Annotated in this window: 14 protein-coding genes; 7 read left to right on the top strand and 7 right to left on the bottom strand. The window is 63.4% G+C overall.

The features are described 5' to 3' along the window. Nucleotides 1–161: 161 nt before the first annotated feature. The 5 genes from Q6A48_RS14780 to Q6A48_RS14760 form a co-directional block, all read right to left on the bottom strand. Entirely contained in the window at nucleotides 162–1,319 is a 1,158-nt protein-coding gene (locus Q6A48_RS14780) for a phospholipase D-like domain-containing protein (protein WP_304554854.1), read from the bottom strand. Between the two features lies 1 nt (nucleotide 1,320). Beyond that, complete coding sequence (locus Q6A48_RS14775; protein WP_304554853.1) at nucleotides 1,321–1,911, bottom strand: YceI family protein; 591 nt, start codon at nucleotides 1,909–1,911, stop codon at nucleotides 1,321–1,323. Nucleotides 1,912–2,153: 242 nt separating this feature from the next. Continuing rightward, nucleotides 2,154–2,465, bottom strand: coding sequence for an amidase (locus Q6A48_RS14770; protein ID WP_304554852.1), 312 nt, complete (start codon nucleotides 2,463–2,465; stop codon nucleotides 2,154–2,156). Beyond that, entirely contained in the window at nucleotides 2,462–3,556 is a 1,095-nt protein-coding gene (locus Q6A48_RS14765; protein WP_304554851.1) for a serine hydrolase domain-containing protein, read from the bottom strand. The genes Q6A48_RS14770 and Q6A48_RS14765 overlap by 4 nt, the downstream gene beginning before the upstream one ends. Nucleotides 3,557–3,729: 173 nt before the next feature. Then, the gene (locus Q6A48_RS14760) at nucleotides 3,730–4,614 is read right to left on the bottom strand and encodes an acyl-CoA dehydrogenase family protein (protein WP_304554850.1); all 885 of its coding nucleotides are present in this window, start codon (nucleotides 4,612–4,614) and stop codon (nucleotides 3,730–3,732) included. A 156-nt stretch (nucleotides 4,615–4,770) separates the two neighbouring features. Between Q6A48_RS14760 and olsB the strand changes: the two genes are divergently transcribed. Together olsB and Q6A48_RS14750 are read left to right on the top strand one after the other, a co-directional pair. Beyond that, nucleotides 4,771–5,526, top strand: a complete 756-nt coding sequence (gene olsB, locus Q6A48_RS14755; RefSeq protein WP_304554849.1) for an L-ornithine N(alpha)-acyltransferase — start codon at nucleotides 4,771–4,773, stop codon at nucleotides 5,524–5,526. Beyond that, nucleotides 5,526–6,320: a lysophospholipid acyltransferase family protein gene (locus tag Q6A48_RS14750; RefSeq protein ID WP_304554848.1), complete on the top strand. Its 795-nt coding sequence runs from the start codon at nucleotides 5,526–5,528 to the stop codon at nucleotides 6,318–6,320. Before olsB ends, Q6A48_RS14750 begins: the two co-directional genes overlap by 1 nt. A 114-nt stretch (nucleotides 6,321–6,434) precedes the next feature. Here Q6A48_RS14750 and Q6A48_RS14745 read toward each other — a convergent pair whose 3' ends face one another. Further along, on the bottom strand, nucleotides 6,435–7,019 hold the full coding sequence (locus Q6A48_RS14745; RefSeq protein ID WP_304554847.1) for an acyl carrier protein phosphodiesterase: 585 nt from the start codon (nucleotides 7,017–7,019) through the stop codon (nucleotides 6,435–6,437). Nucleotides 7,020–7,183: 164 nt separating this feature from the next. Between Q6A48_RS14745 and Q6A48_RS14740 the strand changes: the two genes are divergently transcribed. The 4 genes from Q6A48_RS14740 (at nucleotide 7,184) to Q6A48_RS14725 (ending at nucleotide 10,565) form a co-directional block, all read left to right on the top strand. Further along, entirely contained in the window at nucleotides 7,184–7,486 is a 303-nt protein-coding gene (locus tag Q6A48_RS14740) for an ArsR/SmtB family transcription factor (protein ID WP_304554846.1), read from the top strand. 18 nt (nucleotides 7,487–7,504) lie between these two features. Further along, on the top strand, nucleotides 7,505–8,671 hold the full coding sequence (locus Q6A48_RS14735; RefSeq protein ID WP_304554845.1) for an MFS transporter: 1,167 nt from the start codon (nucleotides 7,505–7,507) through the stop codon (nucleotides 8,669–8,671). Between the two features lie 32 nt (nucleotides 8,672–8,703). Then, a complete protein-coding gene (locus tag Q6A48_RS14730; protein WP_304554844.1) occupies nucleotides 8,704–9,753 on the top strand; it encodes an alkene reductase in 1,050 nt (349 codons plus the stop codon). A 296-nt stretch (nucleotides 9,754–10,049) separates the two neighbouring features. Then, nucleotides 10,050–10,565 (top strand): hypothetical protein, encoded by a 516-nt coding sequence (locus Q6A48_RS14725; RefSeq protein ID WP_304554843.1) that lies wholly within the window; start codon nucleotides 10,050–10,052, stop codon nucleotides 10,563–10,565. Nucleotides 10,566–10,829: 264 nt separating this feature from the next. On the opposite strand, the gene Q6A48_RS14720 is transcribed toward Q6A48_RS14725, so the two are convergent. Beyond that, the gene (locus Q6A48_RS14720) at nucleotides 10,830–11,462 is read right to left on the bottom strand and encodes a TetR family transcriptional regulator (RefSeq protein WP_304554842.1); all 633 of its coding nucleotides are present in this window, start codon (nucleotides 11,460–11,462) and stop codon (nucleotides 10,830–10,832) included. 261 nt (nucleotides 11,463–11,723) lie between these two features. On the opposite strand from Q6A48_RS14720, the gene Q6A48_RS14715 reads away from it, so the two are divergent. Next, nucleotides 11,724–12,881, top strand: coding sequence for an efflux RND transporter periplasmic adaptor subunit (locus Q6A48_RS14715; RefSeq protein ID WP_304554841.1), 1,158 nt, complete (start codon nucleotides 11,724–11,726; stop codon nucleotides 12,879–12,881). Nucleotide 12,882 lies beyond the last annotated feature (1 nt).

Raw genomic sequence — 12,882 nt, 5'->3', positions numbered from 1 at the left:
CCCAGCCCCTGTGGGAGCGAGCTCGCTCGCGATGGCGACAGGTCAGTCACATGGATATCGACTGACCCTGCGCTATCGCGAGCAAGCTCGCTCCCACAATGGGTACTGGGGGAACTCACTTTTTTTGACCACAGAAAGATCTCCTGTGGAAGGTGTTTTGATTAGCCCCGCCGATCCAACAGGTTCACCACCACCCGATCCACCAACCCCCACACCCGCTGCTTGAACCGCTTCCACAATGGCCGGCGCTGCCAGGCGTCGAGGCTGACTTGCAGGCTTTGGGTGAAGTCGCGCTCGAAACTCGCCGCCACCGCCTGGCTCAGGCCGGGGTCGAGGGCTTCGAGGTTGGCCTCCAGGTTGAAGCGCAGGTTCCAGTGGTCGAAGTTGCACGACCCGATGCTGACCCAATCGTCCACCAGCACCATCTTCAGGTGCAGGAAACACGGCTGGTATTCGAAGATCTTCACCCCGGCCTTGAGCAATCGCGGGTAATAGCGGTGCCCGGCATAGCGCACGGAGGGGTGGTCGGTGCGCGGGCCGGTGAGCAGCAGGCGCACGTCGATGCCCCGCGCCGCAGCCTTGCGCAAGGACCGCCGGACGTTCCAGGTCGGCAGGAAATACGGTGTCGCCATCCAGATGCGTTTCTGGCCGCTGTTCAGTGCCCGGGACAACGATTGCAGGATGTCGCGGTGCTGGCGGGCGTCGGCATACGCCACCCGGCCCATGCCCTCGCCCGCAGGCGGGACACGGGGCAGGCGCGGCAAGCCGAAGTTGGAAGCGGGCTTCCAGGCGCGTCGATGCCGGTTGGCGAGCCACTGCCGATCGAACAGCAACTGCCAGTCGAGCACCAGCGGGCCGACGATTTCCACCATCACCTCATGCCATTCGCTGCGATCGTCCAGCGGGTTCCAGAATTCATCGGTCACGCCGGTGCCACCCACCACCGCCAGACGCTGGTCCACCAGCAGCAGTTTGCGGTGGTCGCGGTACAGATTGCGCACCCAGCGCCGCCAGCTCAGGCGGTTGTAGAAGCGCAACTGCACGCCGGCGTTGATCAACCGGTTGCGCAGGCCCAGGGTGAACGCCAGGCTGCCATAGTCATCGAACAGGCAGCGCACGCGAACACCGCGCTCCGCCGCCTGGACCAGGGCCTGGACCATCGCCTCGGCACAGTGCCCCGCTTCCACCAGGTACAACTCCAGTTCGACCTGTTCCTGGGCTCGGGCAATTTCCACCAGCATGCGCGGGAAGAACTGCGGCCCGTCGATCAACAGCTCGAAGCGATTGCCATCGCGCCAGGGGAATACCGGGCCGCTCACGTCAGCGCGCCGTAAAGATCAGCACCGCATTCACCGGCACCGAGAGGCTGATGGCCGACAGACCGGCGAGGTTGCGCAATTTTTCCAGGCCCGGCGCCAACCCGAAATCCGCCGCATCGAGCACAACCGGCTCCAGGGTCACCACCTGGAAGCGTCGCTCATCCAGGCGCGTTGCCAGCAACTCGACGTTGTATTCATGCTGTTTGCCATGCAGGCCCACCGTCAGCGGCAGGCGCAATTCCAACTGCGCGCCGTTGGCCAGGTCCTGGATCGGCGCCAGGTCGATCTGCGCGGTGGCGGTTGCTTCGGCGAATTGCTTGATCTCGAACAGTTCGGCGCGCATGCGTTCGTCCCGCAGGGGAACGCCGCTGTTGATGGAGTCCAGCTCCACCTCCAGGCGGGCCAACCCGTCGGGCTGGACTTGACCATGCAGCACCAGGAAACGCTGGACCTCGGAAACATTGCCGTTCTTGCTGCTGATAAATGACAGTCGCGACGACTCGCCGTCCAGGTACCAGTTGGCCTGGGCTGGCAGCGCGGCGCAGGCCAGCAGCAAGGTCGCGATGGCGTGGGAAAGAGACCGCTTGAACATACACACTCGGCAGACAGGGAAACCTGTGGCGAACCTTAACCGGGCCGAGGGCGCTTGCAAACAGTCTGTTTCAACAACCGCCCGGCATACAGTTTCCTGTGGCGAGGGGATTTATCCCCGCTGGGTTGCATAGCAACCCCCAAAAGCCTATCAACCACCGCAATGACACGTCGGACACAGGGGTCACTTCGCAACCCAACGGGGATAAATCCCCTCGCCACAAGACCTGCGTCGTTCCAAGACTACGGCTCCAACCGACACCCCTGCCGCGGCCCAAGCCACCGCGCGCTGTGGCTACGGCCCAGGCCGCTGACGGTGATGCGCTTGGCCTCCGGGGTTTCGAGGAACGCGCTGATGGGCACCGACTGTTTCACGTAGCCACGGCAATAGTCGGCCGGCTGTTGCATCACGTAGCGGCACGAGCAGTATTCCTTGGCGGTGTAGGCGCTGATGATGTCCGGAAAGGCCCGCAGCGCCGTGCGCTCGCGCCAGATCCAGCCGGCCAGGGCGACGAACAGCGCCGCCAACAGGATCAACAGCCAGCGACGCTTCATGGCTGCACCGTTGCGGCGAACGCCGCCAGGGCGCGCTTGAGCAGTTCGTTGTGGCGATAACGACCGTCGCGGTCGTCACCGTAGCGCACGATCACCAGCTTCGCGCTGGGGATGATGTACAACGCCTGGCCCCAATGGCCCAGGGCGGCGAACGTGTCTGGCGGCGCGTCGGGCCAGGGATGGATGGCCGGGTCGGCGGCGCGATTGAGCCACCAATGCCCTCCGGGAACCGCTTCGTCCTGGCCCGCCTGGAAGCCGGCAAACGGCTCGCGGTTGAAGGCGACCCACGTCTTGGGGACCCATTGCCGCTCGCCCCAGCGCCCGTCGCGCTGCATCAACAGCCCCACGCGGGCCAGGTCCCTTGCCGTGAGATAGGCGTAGGACGAACCGACAAACGTGCCGCTGGCATCGCTTTCCCAAGTGGCGTGGCGAATGCCCAGCGGCTCGAACAGGGCCGTCCAGGGGTAGTCGCCATAACGCTGCGGCCCGACGATGGTCCTAAGCGCCGCCGCCAGCAGGTTGCTGTCGCCGCTGGAATAACGGAACGCCTGCCCCGGCGGGCTGTAGCTGGCATGCGCTGCGGTGAACGTCGCCATGTCCTGGCGCCCGCGGGTGTAGAGCATCGCCACCACCGACGAATTGAGTGGCGCGTATTCGTAGTCCTCCTGCCAGTCCAGGCCGGACGCCCAGTGGAACAGGTCCGCCAGGGTCATCTGCGGCTGCTTGTCCAGGGCCGGGACATACCGCGCGGCCGGATCCTGCAGATCGAACAGCCGCTCCCCGTAGGCTACGCCGAACACCGTCGCCATCAGGCTTTTGCTGATGGACCAGGTCAGGTGCGGGGTGTCGGCGCTGTTCGGCCCGGCGTAGCGTTCGTAGACCAGTCGGCCGTCCTGGATCACCACCAGCGCGTCGGTGCGGATGCCCTCGCGGCGCGCATCGTCCCGGGGCGGGAAGGCGTATTGCTCCAAGGCTTCGAGGGCCGGCCCGCTCGGGGTCGGGCCAGTTGGCCATTGCTCGCTGGGCCAGTCTTCGGCGTGGGCGCTCAGGTTAAGCAACAGCAGCGGGATCAGGAACCAGCCTCTGGACATGCTTTGGGCTCGCAGGATTGAACCTTCAGAGCCTATTCAAATTTGATGACAGTTCAGTACTTGTGTCGACAGTACCGACGCCATCGCGGGCAAGCCTTGCTCCCACAGGTTCAATACTAAATGACAGTCTGTTGTAGACCTGTGGGAGCAAGGCTTGCCCGCGATGAGGCCCATCAACCCAATGAAGACTCAAGCGCCTTGGCCAACCGCTTGGCCCGCGCGCCCGCCGCCATCTCCATCACGCCTTTATCCCGCGTCCACATCTCACGCCACGTAACAGGCCCAACGGCCAGGGCTGCGTTGACTTCGCCATCGAGCCCCTGGAACTGAGCGAACAACCCGCCCAGCAGCACGTGCCCGGCCGCGCTGGAAGGGTTATGTCGACTCACCTCTGCGCAGCCGGCAAGCAGCGCCAGCAGGCGCAGTTGCAACGCCTGGGGCCAGGCGCACTCCTGCCCGACGCCATACAACCAGGCGGTCATGGCGCTGAGCACATAGAGGTCTTCCAGGGTGCGAAACGGTTTGACATAGGCCTCCCAGCCTTCGCCAGCGAGCAATTCGCACAGCGCGCCGTCGAGCTTTACGCGGCCGTGGCTGATGTCGGGCATCAACGCGATGGCCGGGAGTGTCTCCAGGATCACGCCGGGTTCGCCCGGGTAGACCACCGCCAGGCTCAACCGCGGCGCTTGCCCCGGCGGTTCGCAGCGAGCGGCAATCAGCAGCCACTCGGCGGCGTCGCCGGCGGTGACGAAATCCTTGCGCCCGCTCAGGCGCAAATCGTCGAGGCGGGTTTGCATGTCCGCCGGGCGCAGGCTGCGCTGCTCGGTGGCACACAACGCGCCCAGGCTCTGGGGCGCACTGGGCCAGAGCACGCGCAACGCCGCCTGGTAGCCCACCAGGAATGCCAGCCCGGGCGTCGCCATCAAGCGGGCGCCGGCCACCGCCAGGTCGAACGGCGTCACCGGCCCCAACCGTTGCAGCAAGGTCGCATAGCCCTCGGCCAGGTCCGGATGGGCAGGCAGGCGTTCACCGCGTTCGATCAGGGTGGTCCAGGGCATGGAGCGGCTCCTCGAGGGCTGTCATATAAGCATCACCAAAGCTTCATGGCGATGACACCGGGGCTACATAGCCTGACTTTGCACAACATGGCTGCATAAAGAAAGTCGATTGGCTGCAACCCAAAGACGGGTGCACAGCCCGCACGGAGATTCGCTATGACCCAGATCGCCCGCATCAGCGACACCGGCAATGAACGCCGCCTGCAAGCCGAACGCCTGATCGGCGCCCAGGCCTTGCAAGAAGCCCAGGCCCTGCGCTTCAACGTCTTCAGCGGCGAATTCAACGCCAAGCTCAAAGGCGCGGAACTGGGTCTGGACATGGACGACTATGATGTTCACTGCGCCCACATCGGCGTACGCGACCTGAACACCGGCCGCCTCGTGGCGACCACCCGCCTGCTCGACCACCAGGCCGCCAGCAGCCTGGGCCGGTTCTACAGCGAAGAAGAATTCAGCCTCAATGGCCTGGTCCATCTCCAGGGCCCAATCCTGGAGATCGGCCGCACCTGCGTCGACCCGGCCTACCGCAACGGCGGCACCATCGCGGTGCTCTGGGGCGAACTGGCCGAAGTCCTGAACGAGGGCGGCTACAGCTACCTGATGGGGTGCGCGAGCATTCCGATGCAGGACGGCGGCATCCAGGCCCAGGCGATCATGCAACGCCTGCGCGAACGCTACCTGTGCACCGAACACCTGCAAGCCGTGCCGAAAAAACCGCTGCCGGCCCTCGACGTGCCTTCCAATGTCATCGCCGAGATGCCTCCCCTGCTCAAGGCCTACATGCGCCTGGGGGCGAAAATCTGCGGCGAGCCCTGCTGGGACGAGGACTTCCAAGTGGCCGACGTGTTCATCCTGCTCAAGCGCGACGAACTCTGCCCGCGCTACGCTCGTCACTTCAAGGCAGCCGTGTGATGAGTCGGTTGCGCGTGTACGCGCGAATCGCGCGAGTGTTGCTGGTGGTGACGCTGGGCCTGGGCATGGCCAGCATCTTCGGCCTGTTCGAACGCCTGGGGATCGCCAACTCCATGGTGCGACGCCAGCGCTGGTCGCGTTTTTTCATGGCCCGGCTGAGTCACGCCCTGCCGTTTCGCGTCACCGTCCACGGCCAGTTGCCGCAACGGCCGATGCTGTGGGTCAGCAACCACGTGTCCTGGACCGACATCCCGCTGCTGGGCATGCTCACGCCGCTGTCGTTCCTGTCCAAGGCCGAAGTGCGCACCTGGCCGGTGGCCGGCTGGCTGGCGGCCAAGGCCGGTAGCCTGTTCATCCGTCGCGGCTCGGGCGACAGCCAGTTGATCCGCAAGCAGATGAGCCGCCACTTGGAGCAGCACCACCCGCTGCTGATGTTCCCGGAAGGGACCACCACCGATGGCCGTTCGTTGCGCACCTTCCATGGTCGCCTGCTGTCGGCGGCCATCGATGCGGACGTGGCGTTGCAGCCGGTGGCGATCCGTTACCTGCGCAATGGCGAACCTGATTCGCTGGCACCGTTCATTGGCGACGACGACCTGTTGTCGCATCTGATGCGGTTGTTCGCCAATGATCGGGGCGAGGTGCACATCCATCTGCTGCAACCCATCGCCTGCCAGGGCCAGGAGCGCGCGGCCCTGGCATTCCAGGCCCAGCAGGCGGTGCACAAGGCACTGTTCGGCACGCTCCCCGAGAAACAGCAAGCGCCGGTGCGGCCTGCGGCGATTGCGGCCTGAGCAGGCCCCACTGTAGACACCGCTGTGGGAGCGGGCTTGCTCGCGAAGGCGGCTCAACATTCAGCAGGGATGTTGACTGACCCAACGCTTTCGCGAGCAAGCCCGCTCCCACACTTAGTTTCGTGGTGTGGCTTGGCTCAACGCAAAATCCTGAAGCTGCGGATAGAACAAGCGGAAATCCTCGCTCAACGGCTCGTACAGCCTGACCAACTCGTCCATCGCCCCCGCCAGTTCCTCCGGCCGGGACAGGCGTCGGGAAATCCCGCGCAGGACCTGCCCCAGCACCTCAAAGGACCGGTAGGAACCCAGCCAGTCATCGGCCGCCATGTACGGCGCGATCTGCGCCAGGCGTCCCGGTAGTTGTGGCTCGGTACTGAGCACCTGGTACACCCGGGCGGTGAAATCCACCAGCGGCCCTTCGCCGTACTCCGCCCAGTCCCGGGCCAGGCAATGGTCGAAGAACACATCGAGCACGATCCCGGCGTAGCGCCGGCGCACCGTGGAAAAACGCGACAGGGCGCCCTCCACCAACGGATGGCGATCGGTGTACATGTCGATGCGCCGGTGCAGGGCGATGGCCGCTTCGATCTGCGGCGCGTACTGCCCCTGCAACGGCCCCTTGACGAAGTCGCCGTAGAGACTGCCGAGCAGTTGTTCGCGGTCCGGGCCGCCGAGGTGCAGATGGGCGAGATAGTTCATGGCTGGCAGCTTAGCACCCTCGTCCCCATATCGTTATAACCCGATATAGCGATTCGTTCGGTGCTCAGATCAAATCCATATTGGTATATCGCGAAGTAACGATTTAAGGTTCGCCTCATCGCGATATAGCGTTTTACCACTTGAGCCCATTACGAACTGCCCTCATGAACCTTGACCTCGACGACATAATAAAAGCCCTGGCGCACCCAGTACGGCGAGACATCCTCAACTGGCTGAAAGACCCCAAGGTCCAGTTCCCCGAACAATTGCACAACCACGAATTCGGTATCTGCGCCGGCCAGATCGACCAGCGCTGCGGCCTGTCGCAGTCCACGGTGTCGGCGCACCTGGCGGTGTTGCAACGGGCGGGGCTGATCACCAGCCAGAAGGTCGGTCAATGGCATTTCTTCAAGCGCAACGAGGAAGTGATCCAGCAGTTCCTCAAGCAAATGAGCCAAGAGCTCTGACCTGACAAGGACCCCGACATGCCCCTTTCACTCCTCATCCTCGCCCTGAGTGCCTTTGCCATCGGCACCACCGAGTTCGTCATCATGGGCCTGCTGCCCGATGTGGCGGCCGACCTGGGTGTCTCGATCCCCGGCGCCGGCTGGCTGGTGACCGGCTATGCCCTGGGCGTGGCCATCGGTGCGCCGTTCATGGCCCTGGCCACCGCCCGGTTGCCGCGCAAGGCCGCCCTGGTGGCACTGATGGGCATCTTCATCATCGGCAACCTGCTCTGCGCCATCGCCAGCGACTACAACGTGCTGATGTTCGCCCGGGTCGTCACCGCCCTGTGCCACGGCGCGTTCTTCGGCATCGGTTCGGTGGTGGCCGCCGGCCTGGTGGCGCCCAACAAGCGCGCCTCGGCCGTGGCCCTGATGTTCACTGGCCTGACCCTGGCCAACGTGCTGGGCGTGCCATTGGGCACGGCGCTGGGCCAGGAAGCCGGCTGGCGCTCGACCTTCTGGGCAGTGACCGCCATTGGCGTGGTGGCCCTGATCGGCCTGATCCGCTTCCTGCCGGCCAAGCGTGATGAAGAAAAACTCGACATGCGCTCGGAGCTGGTCGCCCTCAAGGGGGCGGGCCTGTGGCTGTCCCTGAGCATGACCGCGCTGTTCTCCGCCTCGGTGTTCACCCTGTTCACCTACGTCGCCCCGCTGCTCGGCGAGGTCACCGGCGTATCGCCCCGTGGCGTGACCTGGACGCTGGTGCTGATCGGCCTCGGCCTGACCCTGGGCAACATCATCGGCGGCAAATTGGCGGACAAGAGCCTGGCGAACACGCTGATGGGCGTCTTCATCACCATGGCCGTGGTGTCGACGGTACTGAGCTGGACCAGCGTGGCGCTGATCCCCACCGAGATCACGCTGTTCCTCTGGGCCACCGCCTGCTTCGCCGCCGTGCCTGCCCTGCAAGTCAATGTGGTGACCTTCGGCAAGGCCGCGCCGAACCTGGTCTCCACCCTGAACATCGGCGCCTTCAACATCGGCAACGCCCTGGGCGCCTGGGTCGGCGGCAGCGTCATCGCCCACGGCCTGGGCCTGAGCGCCGTGCCCCTGGCCGCCGGCGCGCTGGCGGTGCTGACGCTGCTGGTCACGCTGATCACTTTCCGCCAGGGCGCCAACCCCGACCTGGCACCGGCAACTCGTTGACTTCTACCCTTCCACTTTCGAGGTTGTAATTCATGGCGACTCTTTTCGACCCCATCAAACTCGGCGACATCGAGCTGAAGAACCGCATCATCATGGCCCCGCTCACCCGCTGCCGTGCCGACGCGGGCCGCGTGCCCAACGCACTGATGGCCGAGTACTACGTGCAACGGGCCTCCGCCGGCCTGATCCTCAGCGAAGCGACCTCCGTCACGCCGATGGGCGTGGGCTACCCGGACACTCCCGGCATCTGGTCCAACGACCAGGTACGCGGCTGGGCCAACGTGACCAAGGCCATCCACGGCGCCGGCGGCAAGATCTTCCTGCAACTGTGGCACGTCGGCCGGATCTCCCACCCGTCGTACCTGAACGGCGAAACCCCGGTGGCCCCCAGCGCCATCCAGCCCAAGGGCCATGTGAGCCTGGTGCGTCCACTGGCTGACTACCCGACGCCGCGCGCCCTGGAAACCGCCGAGATCGCCGACATCGTCGACGCCTACCGCGTGGGTGCCGAGAACGCCAAGGCCGCCGGTTTCGACGGCGTGGAAATCCACGGTGCCAACGGCTACCTGCTCGATCAGTTCCTGCAAAGCAGCACCAACCAGCGCACCGACCAATACGGCGGCTCCCTGGAAAACCGTGCCCGCCTGCTGCTGGAAGTCACCGACGCGGCCATCGAAGTCTGGGGCGCCGGCCGCGTGGGCGTGCACCTGGCACCTCGCGCCGATTCCCATGACATGGGCGACGAGAACCGCCTGGAAACCTTCAGCTACGTCGCTCGCGAACTGGGCAAGCGCGGCATCGCCTTTATCTGCTCGCGCGAGAAAGAAGGCGACGACAGCATCGGCCCACAACTCAAGCAAGCCTTCGGCGGCCCGTACATCGCCAACGAACGCTTCACCAAGGACAGCGCCAACGCCTGGCTGGCCGAAGGCAAGGCCGATGCGGTCGCCTTCGGGGTTCCGTTCATTGCCAACCCGGACCTGCCGGCCCGCTTGAAAGCCGACGCGCCGTTGAACGAGCCGCATCCGGAAACGTTCTATGGCAAAGGACCGGTGGGCTACATTGATTATCCGGTGATGTAAGTCCGACAAGTACGCAATTAAAAAAGCCTCGACTCGAAAGAGCCGGGGCTTTTTTTATAGCTGTAAAACAACACACGCAACTGTCTCCCGCCGCAATATCAAATAACAAGACCACCTTTAGCCAGCATGGACTCCAGCTCGCCATAGCGTTAATAATCATTCCGCACACATCGTCCACTTCAACCATGGACGAGTACTTGCACTTTCATTGATCCAATTATCAAACCCAACAATCAAGCACACCCAGCCCGCAGGTTATTACTTGCGAGCCGTGTATTTATGAGAGACACCTTGTCATGAACATTTTGAACAACCTTATCCTTGCCCTGCTGCTGGGCCCCGCCATGGTTGCCTACAGCGTGGCCAACACCGAAGTGACCGTGGAAATAGCCAACGATACCCGCGGCACATTGAAAATGAACAGCCTGTTAACCGACCCGCCCCAGGCCGATAACTTTGTCCTTGATGTCCACGACATCGCCCCCCACACCACTTACCGATTCAGCATAGAGCACTTCAGGCATTACACTTATCCCGGCACGGGCTGGAAACCGACGCTAAAGAAGATCAAACCCATTGAACTGGTCATCAACTATGAAATGAAGAACTTCAACTTCGAATGCCAACTGCATACCCGTCTCCAGGTGCCTATTGTTCCTGGCGTGTTGGAACCCAGTTACCAGCCGGACTGGAAAAGCAGGACGGCCTACACCGGCAATGGCGAATACAGGTGCAGGTCGGAAATCTCCCGGAAGATGCTCGAGCCGCCGTTCAACTACGCGGTCCGCCTGGTTGTCGAACCCGATCGGTAAGCGGTTGGCCAACGCCGGTGCCCCCTCGCCATGAGGTGCGTACATGGGCCCGTCCTCAGGCCGCTGCATGATACGGCCATGGACCGGCGACGCCTTTGAACGTACCTCGCCGGGGCCTGGAGCCGGCGGAATCCAGGCCGACCATGAAACAAATCACCTACAAATTTTGTGTGCGGTCGCCTATCAACCAGGGCGGCATTCAGTTTATAAAAGCTGTTTGGAACACTGGGGGCGAAACAAACCGAAGCAATTGCGCATTTTGTTTCATTTGCGCAGGCTAGGGCTCAGGCGCAGCATGTCCAGCCCGATCTCGACCCAGCGTTCGGCATCACCTGCCAGCGCGAAGCTGTCGGGCGCCAACAGCCACTGGTACAGGATGCCATCGATGTAGGCGTGGATTGCGACCGCGGCCCTCTCCGGGTCCAGGTCCTGCGGCAACTGGCCGCGATTCACCGCGTTGCGCAGCGACAATGCGATGCGCACGTTGCAATCCAGGCTGACCTGGCGTCGCTGCTGGCGCAGGTCGCACATTTCATCGGTGAACTCACACTTATGGAACAGGATTTCATTAATGCGCCGGGTCTTCGGATCCAGGGCCACTTGCTGGAACAAGCGCACCAACAGCTTGCGCACACAACCTAGGGGATCAAGCTCTTGCTCACTCTCACTGGCCCGGGCCAAGTCATCGAGAGGCTCGTGCAACGTATCGAGCATCGCCTGGAGCAGGTCCGCCTTGTTGCTGAAATGCCAATAGATGGCGCCGCGTGTCACGCCGGCCAGCGTGGCGATATCGGCCAGCGTCGTGCGGGCGACGCCCCGTTCGAAAAAGGCTTTCTCGGCCGCTTCGAGTATCTGGCTGCGAGTCTCCAGGGCTTCCTCTTTGGTACGACGAACCATGGCAGTAAACACCTCAATCAGGACGCATCAGCAGTGCTAAAGGATCGACTATGAAAAATGGGGCTACGTTTCATGGAACGCGTTCCCGACCTACGGAGCCTTTGTCAGGCTTTTGTAAAGTCGGATGGTACGCAATTTGGCTGTTTACAAACAACCATGTACGTAAGTATATTTCTTAGCATCCTACTAATTGAAATACGCTGCCTTTTAACCTTTCCACTTTCGAGTGCGCCTGTTGCGCGCCTGGACCCGAGGATTTCCATGCAATTCAAGCCAGCTGTTACCGCTCTGGTTACCGCCATCGCCCTGGCATCGCTGCTCAGCGCATGCAAGAAGGAAGAAGCGGCACCTCCTGCCCCTACCCCTCAGGTCGGCGTCGTCACCCTCAAGGCCCAGCCTTTCACCCTGACGTCGGAGCTGCCAGGGCGCACCAGTGCATTCCGTGTCGCGGAAGTTCGCCCGCAGGTCAACGGCATCATTCTCAAGCGCCTGTTCAAGGAAGGCGCCGACGTCAAGGCCGGCCAGCAGCTTTATCAGATTGATCCGTCGGTGTACGAGGCAACCCTCAAGAGCGCCGAGGCCAACCTGCGCTCCACCAAGTCGATTGCCGACCGCTACAAGCAATTGGTTGATGAACAGGCCGTCAGCCGCCAGGAATACGACACTGCCGTGGCCAATCGGCTGGAGTCGGAAGCCAACCTGCAGACCGCCCAGATCAACGTGCGCTACACCAAGGTCTACGCACCGATCTCCGGCCGCATCGGCCGTTCCTCGGTGACCGAGGGTGCGCTGGTGAGCAATGGCCAGGCCGACGCGCTGGCGACCATCCAGCAACTGGACCCGATCTACGTCGACGTCACGCAAAGCTCGGTGGAGCTGCTGCAACTGCGCCGTGAGCTGGAGAGCGGCCGCTTGCAGAAAGCCGGCGACAACGCCGCCGCAGTCAAGCTGACCCTGGAAGACGGCAGCCAGTACCCACACGAAGGCAAGCTGGAATTCTCCGAAGTGTCGGTCGACCAGACCACCGGTTCGGTGACCTTGCGCGCCGTGTTCCCCAACCCTGACCACACCCTGCTGCCGGGCATGTTCGTCCACGCGAAGTTGCAGGCCGGTGTGAACAGCGCCGCGATCCTCGCGCCGCAACAGGGCGTGACCCGCGACCTCAAGGGCACGCCGACCGCGCTGGTGGTGGGCCCGGACAACAAGGTCGAGTTGCGTCAGCTCAAGGCCTCCCGCACCGTCGGCAGCCAATGGCTGATCGAGGATGGGCTCAAGGCCGGCGACCGCCTGATCACCGAAGGCTTGCAGTACGTACGGCCAGGGGTCGAGGTCAAGGCTACCGAAGCCACCAACGTCAAGAACCCGAACCCGGCCCCCGCTCAGGCAGCTGATAAAGCAGCCGGCGGCAAAGGGGAGTAAA

Source organism: Pseudomonas citrullilanati (genome assembly GCF_030580855.1).
GTDB lineage: Bacteria > Pseudomonadota > Gammaproteobacteria > Pseudomonadales > Pseudomonadaceae > Aquipseudomonas > Aquipseudomonas citrulli.
Note: the sequence above shows the minus strand (reverse complement) of the source record. Positions and strands in the feature narration are given on the sequence as shown.

Bases quoted from the DNA above. Each gene is read 5' to 3' on its own strand.
- Q6A48_RS14750 (WP_304554848.1), top strand. From the start codon at position 5,526: ATGAGTCGGTTGCGCGTGTACGCGCGAATCGCGCGAGTGTTGCTGGTG.
- Q6A48_RS14715 (WP_304554841.1), top strand. From the start codon at position 11,724: ATGCAATTCAAGCCAGCTGTTACCGCTCTGGTTACCGCCATCGCCCTG.
- Q6A48_RS14765 (WP_304554851.1), bottom strand. From the start codon at position 3,556: ATGTCCAGAGGCTGGTTCCTGATCCCGCTGCTGTTGCTTAACCTGAGC.
- Q6A48_RS14725 (WP_304554843.1), top strand. From the start codon at position 10,050: ATGAACATTTTGAACAACCTTATCCTTGCCCTGCTGCTGGGCCCCGCC.
- Q6A48_RS14745 (WP_304554847.1), bottom strand. From the start codon at position 7,019: ATGAACTATCTCGCCCATCTGCACCTCGGCGGCCCGGACCGCGAACAA.
- Q6A48_RS14720 (WP_304554842.1), bottom strand. From the start codon at position 11,462: ATGGTTCGTCGTACCAAAGAGGAAGCCCTGGAGACTCGCAGCCAGATA.
- Q6A48_RS14730 (WP_304554844.1), top strand. From the start codon at position 8,704: ATGGCGACTCTTTTCGACCCCATCAAACTCGGCGACATCGAGCTGAAG.
- Q6A48_RS14760 (WP_304554850.1), bottom strand. From the start codon at position 4,614: ATGCCCTGGACCACCCTGATCGAACGCGGTGAACGCCTGCCTGCCCAT.
- olsB (WP_304554849.1), top strand. From the start codon at position 4,771: ATGACCCAGATCGCCCGCATCAGCGACACCGGCAATGAACGCCGCCTG.
- Q6A48_RS14775 (WP_304554853.1), bottom strand. From the start codon at position 1,911: ATGTTCAAGCGGTCTCTTTCCCACGCCATCGCGACCTTGCTGCTGGCC.
- Q6A48_RS14740 (WP_304554846.1), top strand. From the start codon at position 7,184: ATGAACCTTGACCTCGACGACATAATAAAAGCCCTGGCGCACCCAGTA.
- Q6A48_RS14735 (WP_304554845.1), top strand. From the start codon at position 7,505: ATGCCCCTTTCACTCCTCATCCTCGCCCTGAGTGCCTTTGCCATCGGC.
- Q6A48_RS14770 (WP_304554852.1), bottom strand. From the start codon at position 2,465: ATGAAGCGTCGCTGGCTGTTGATCCTGTTGGCGGCGCTGTTCGTCGCC.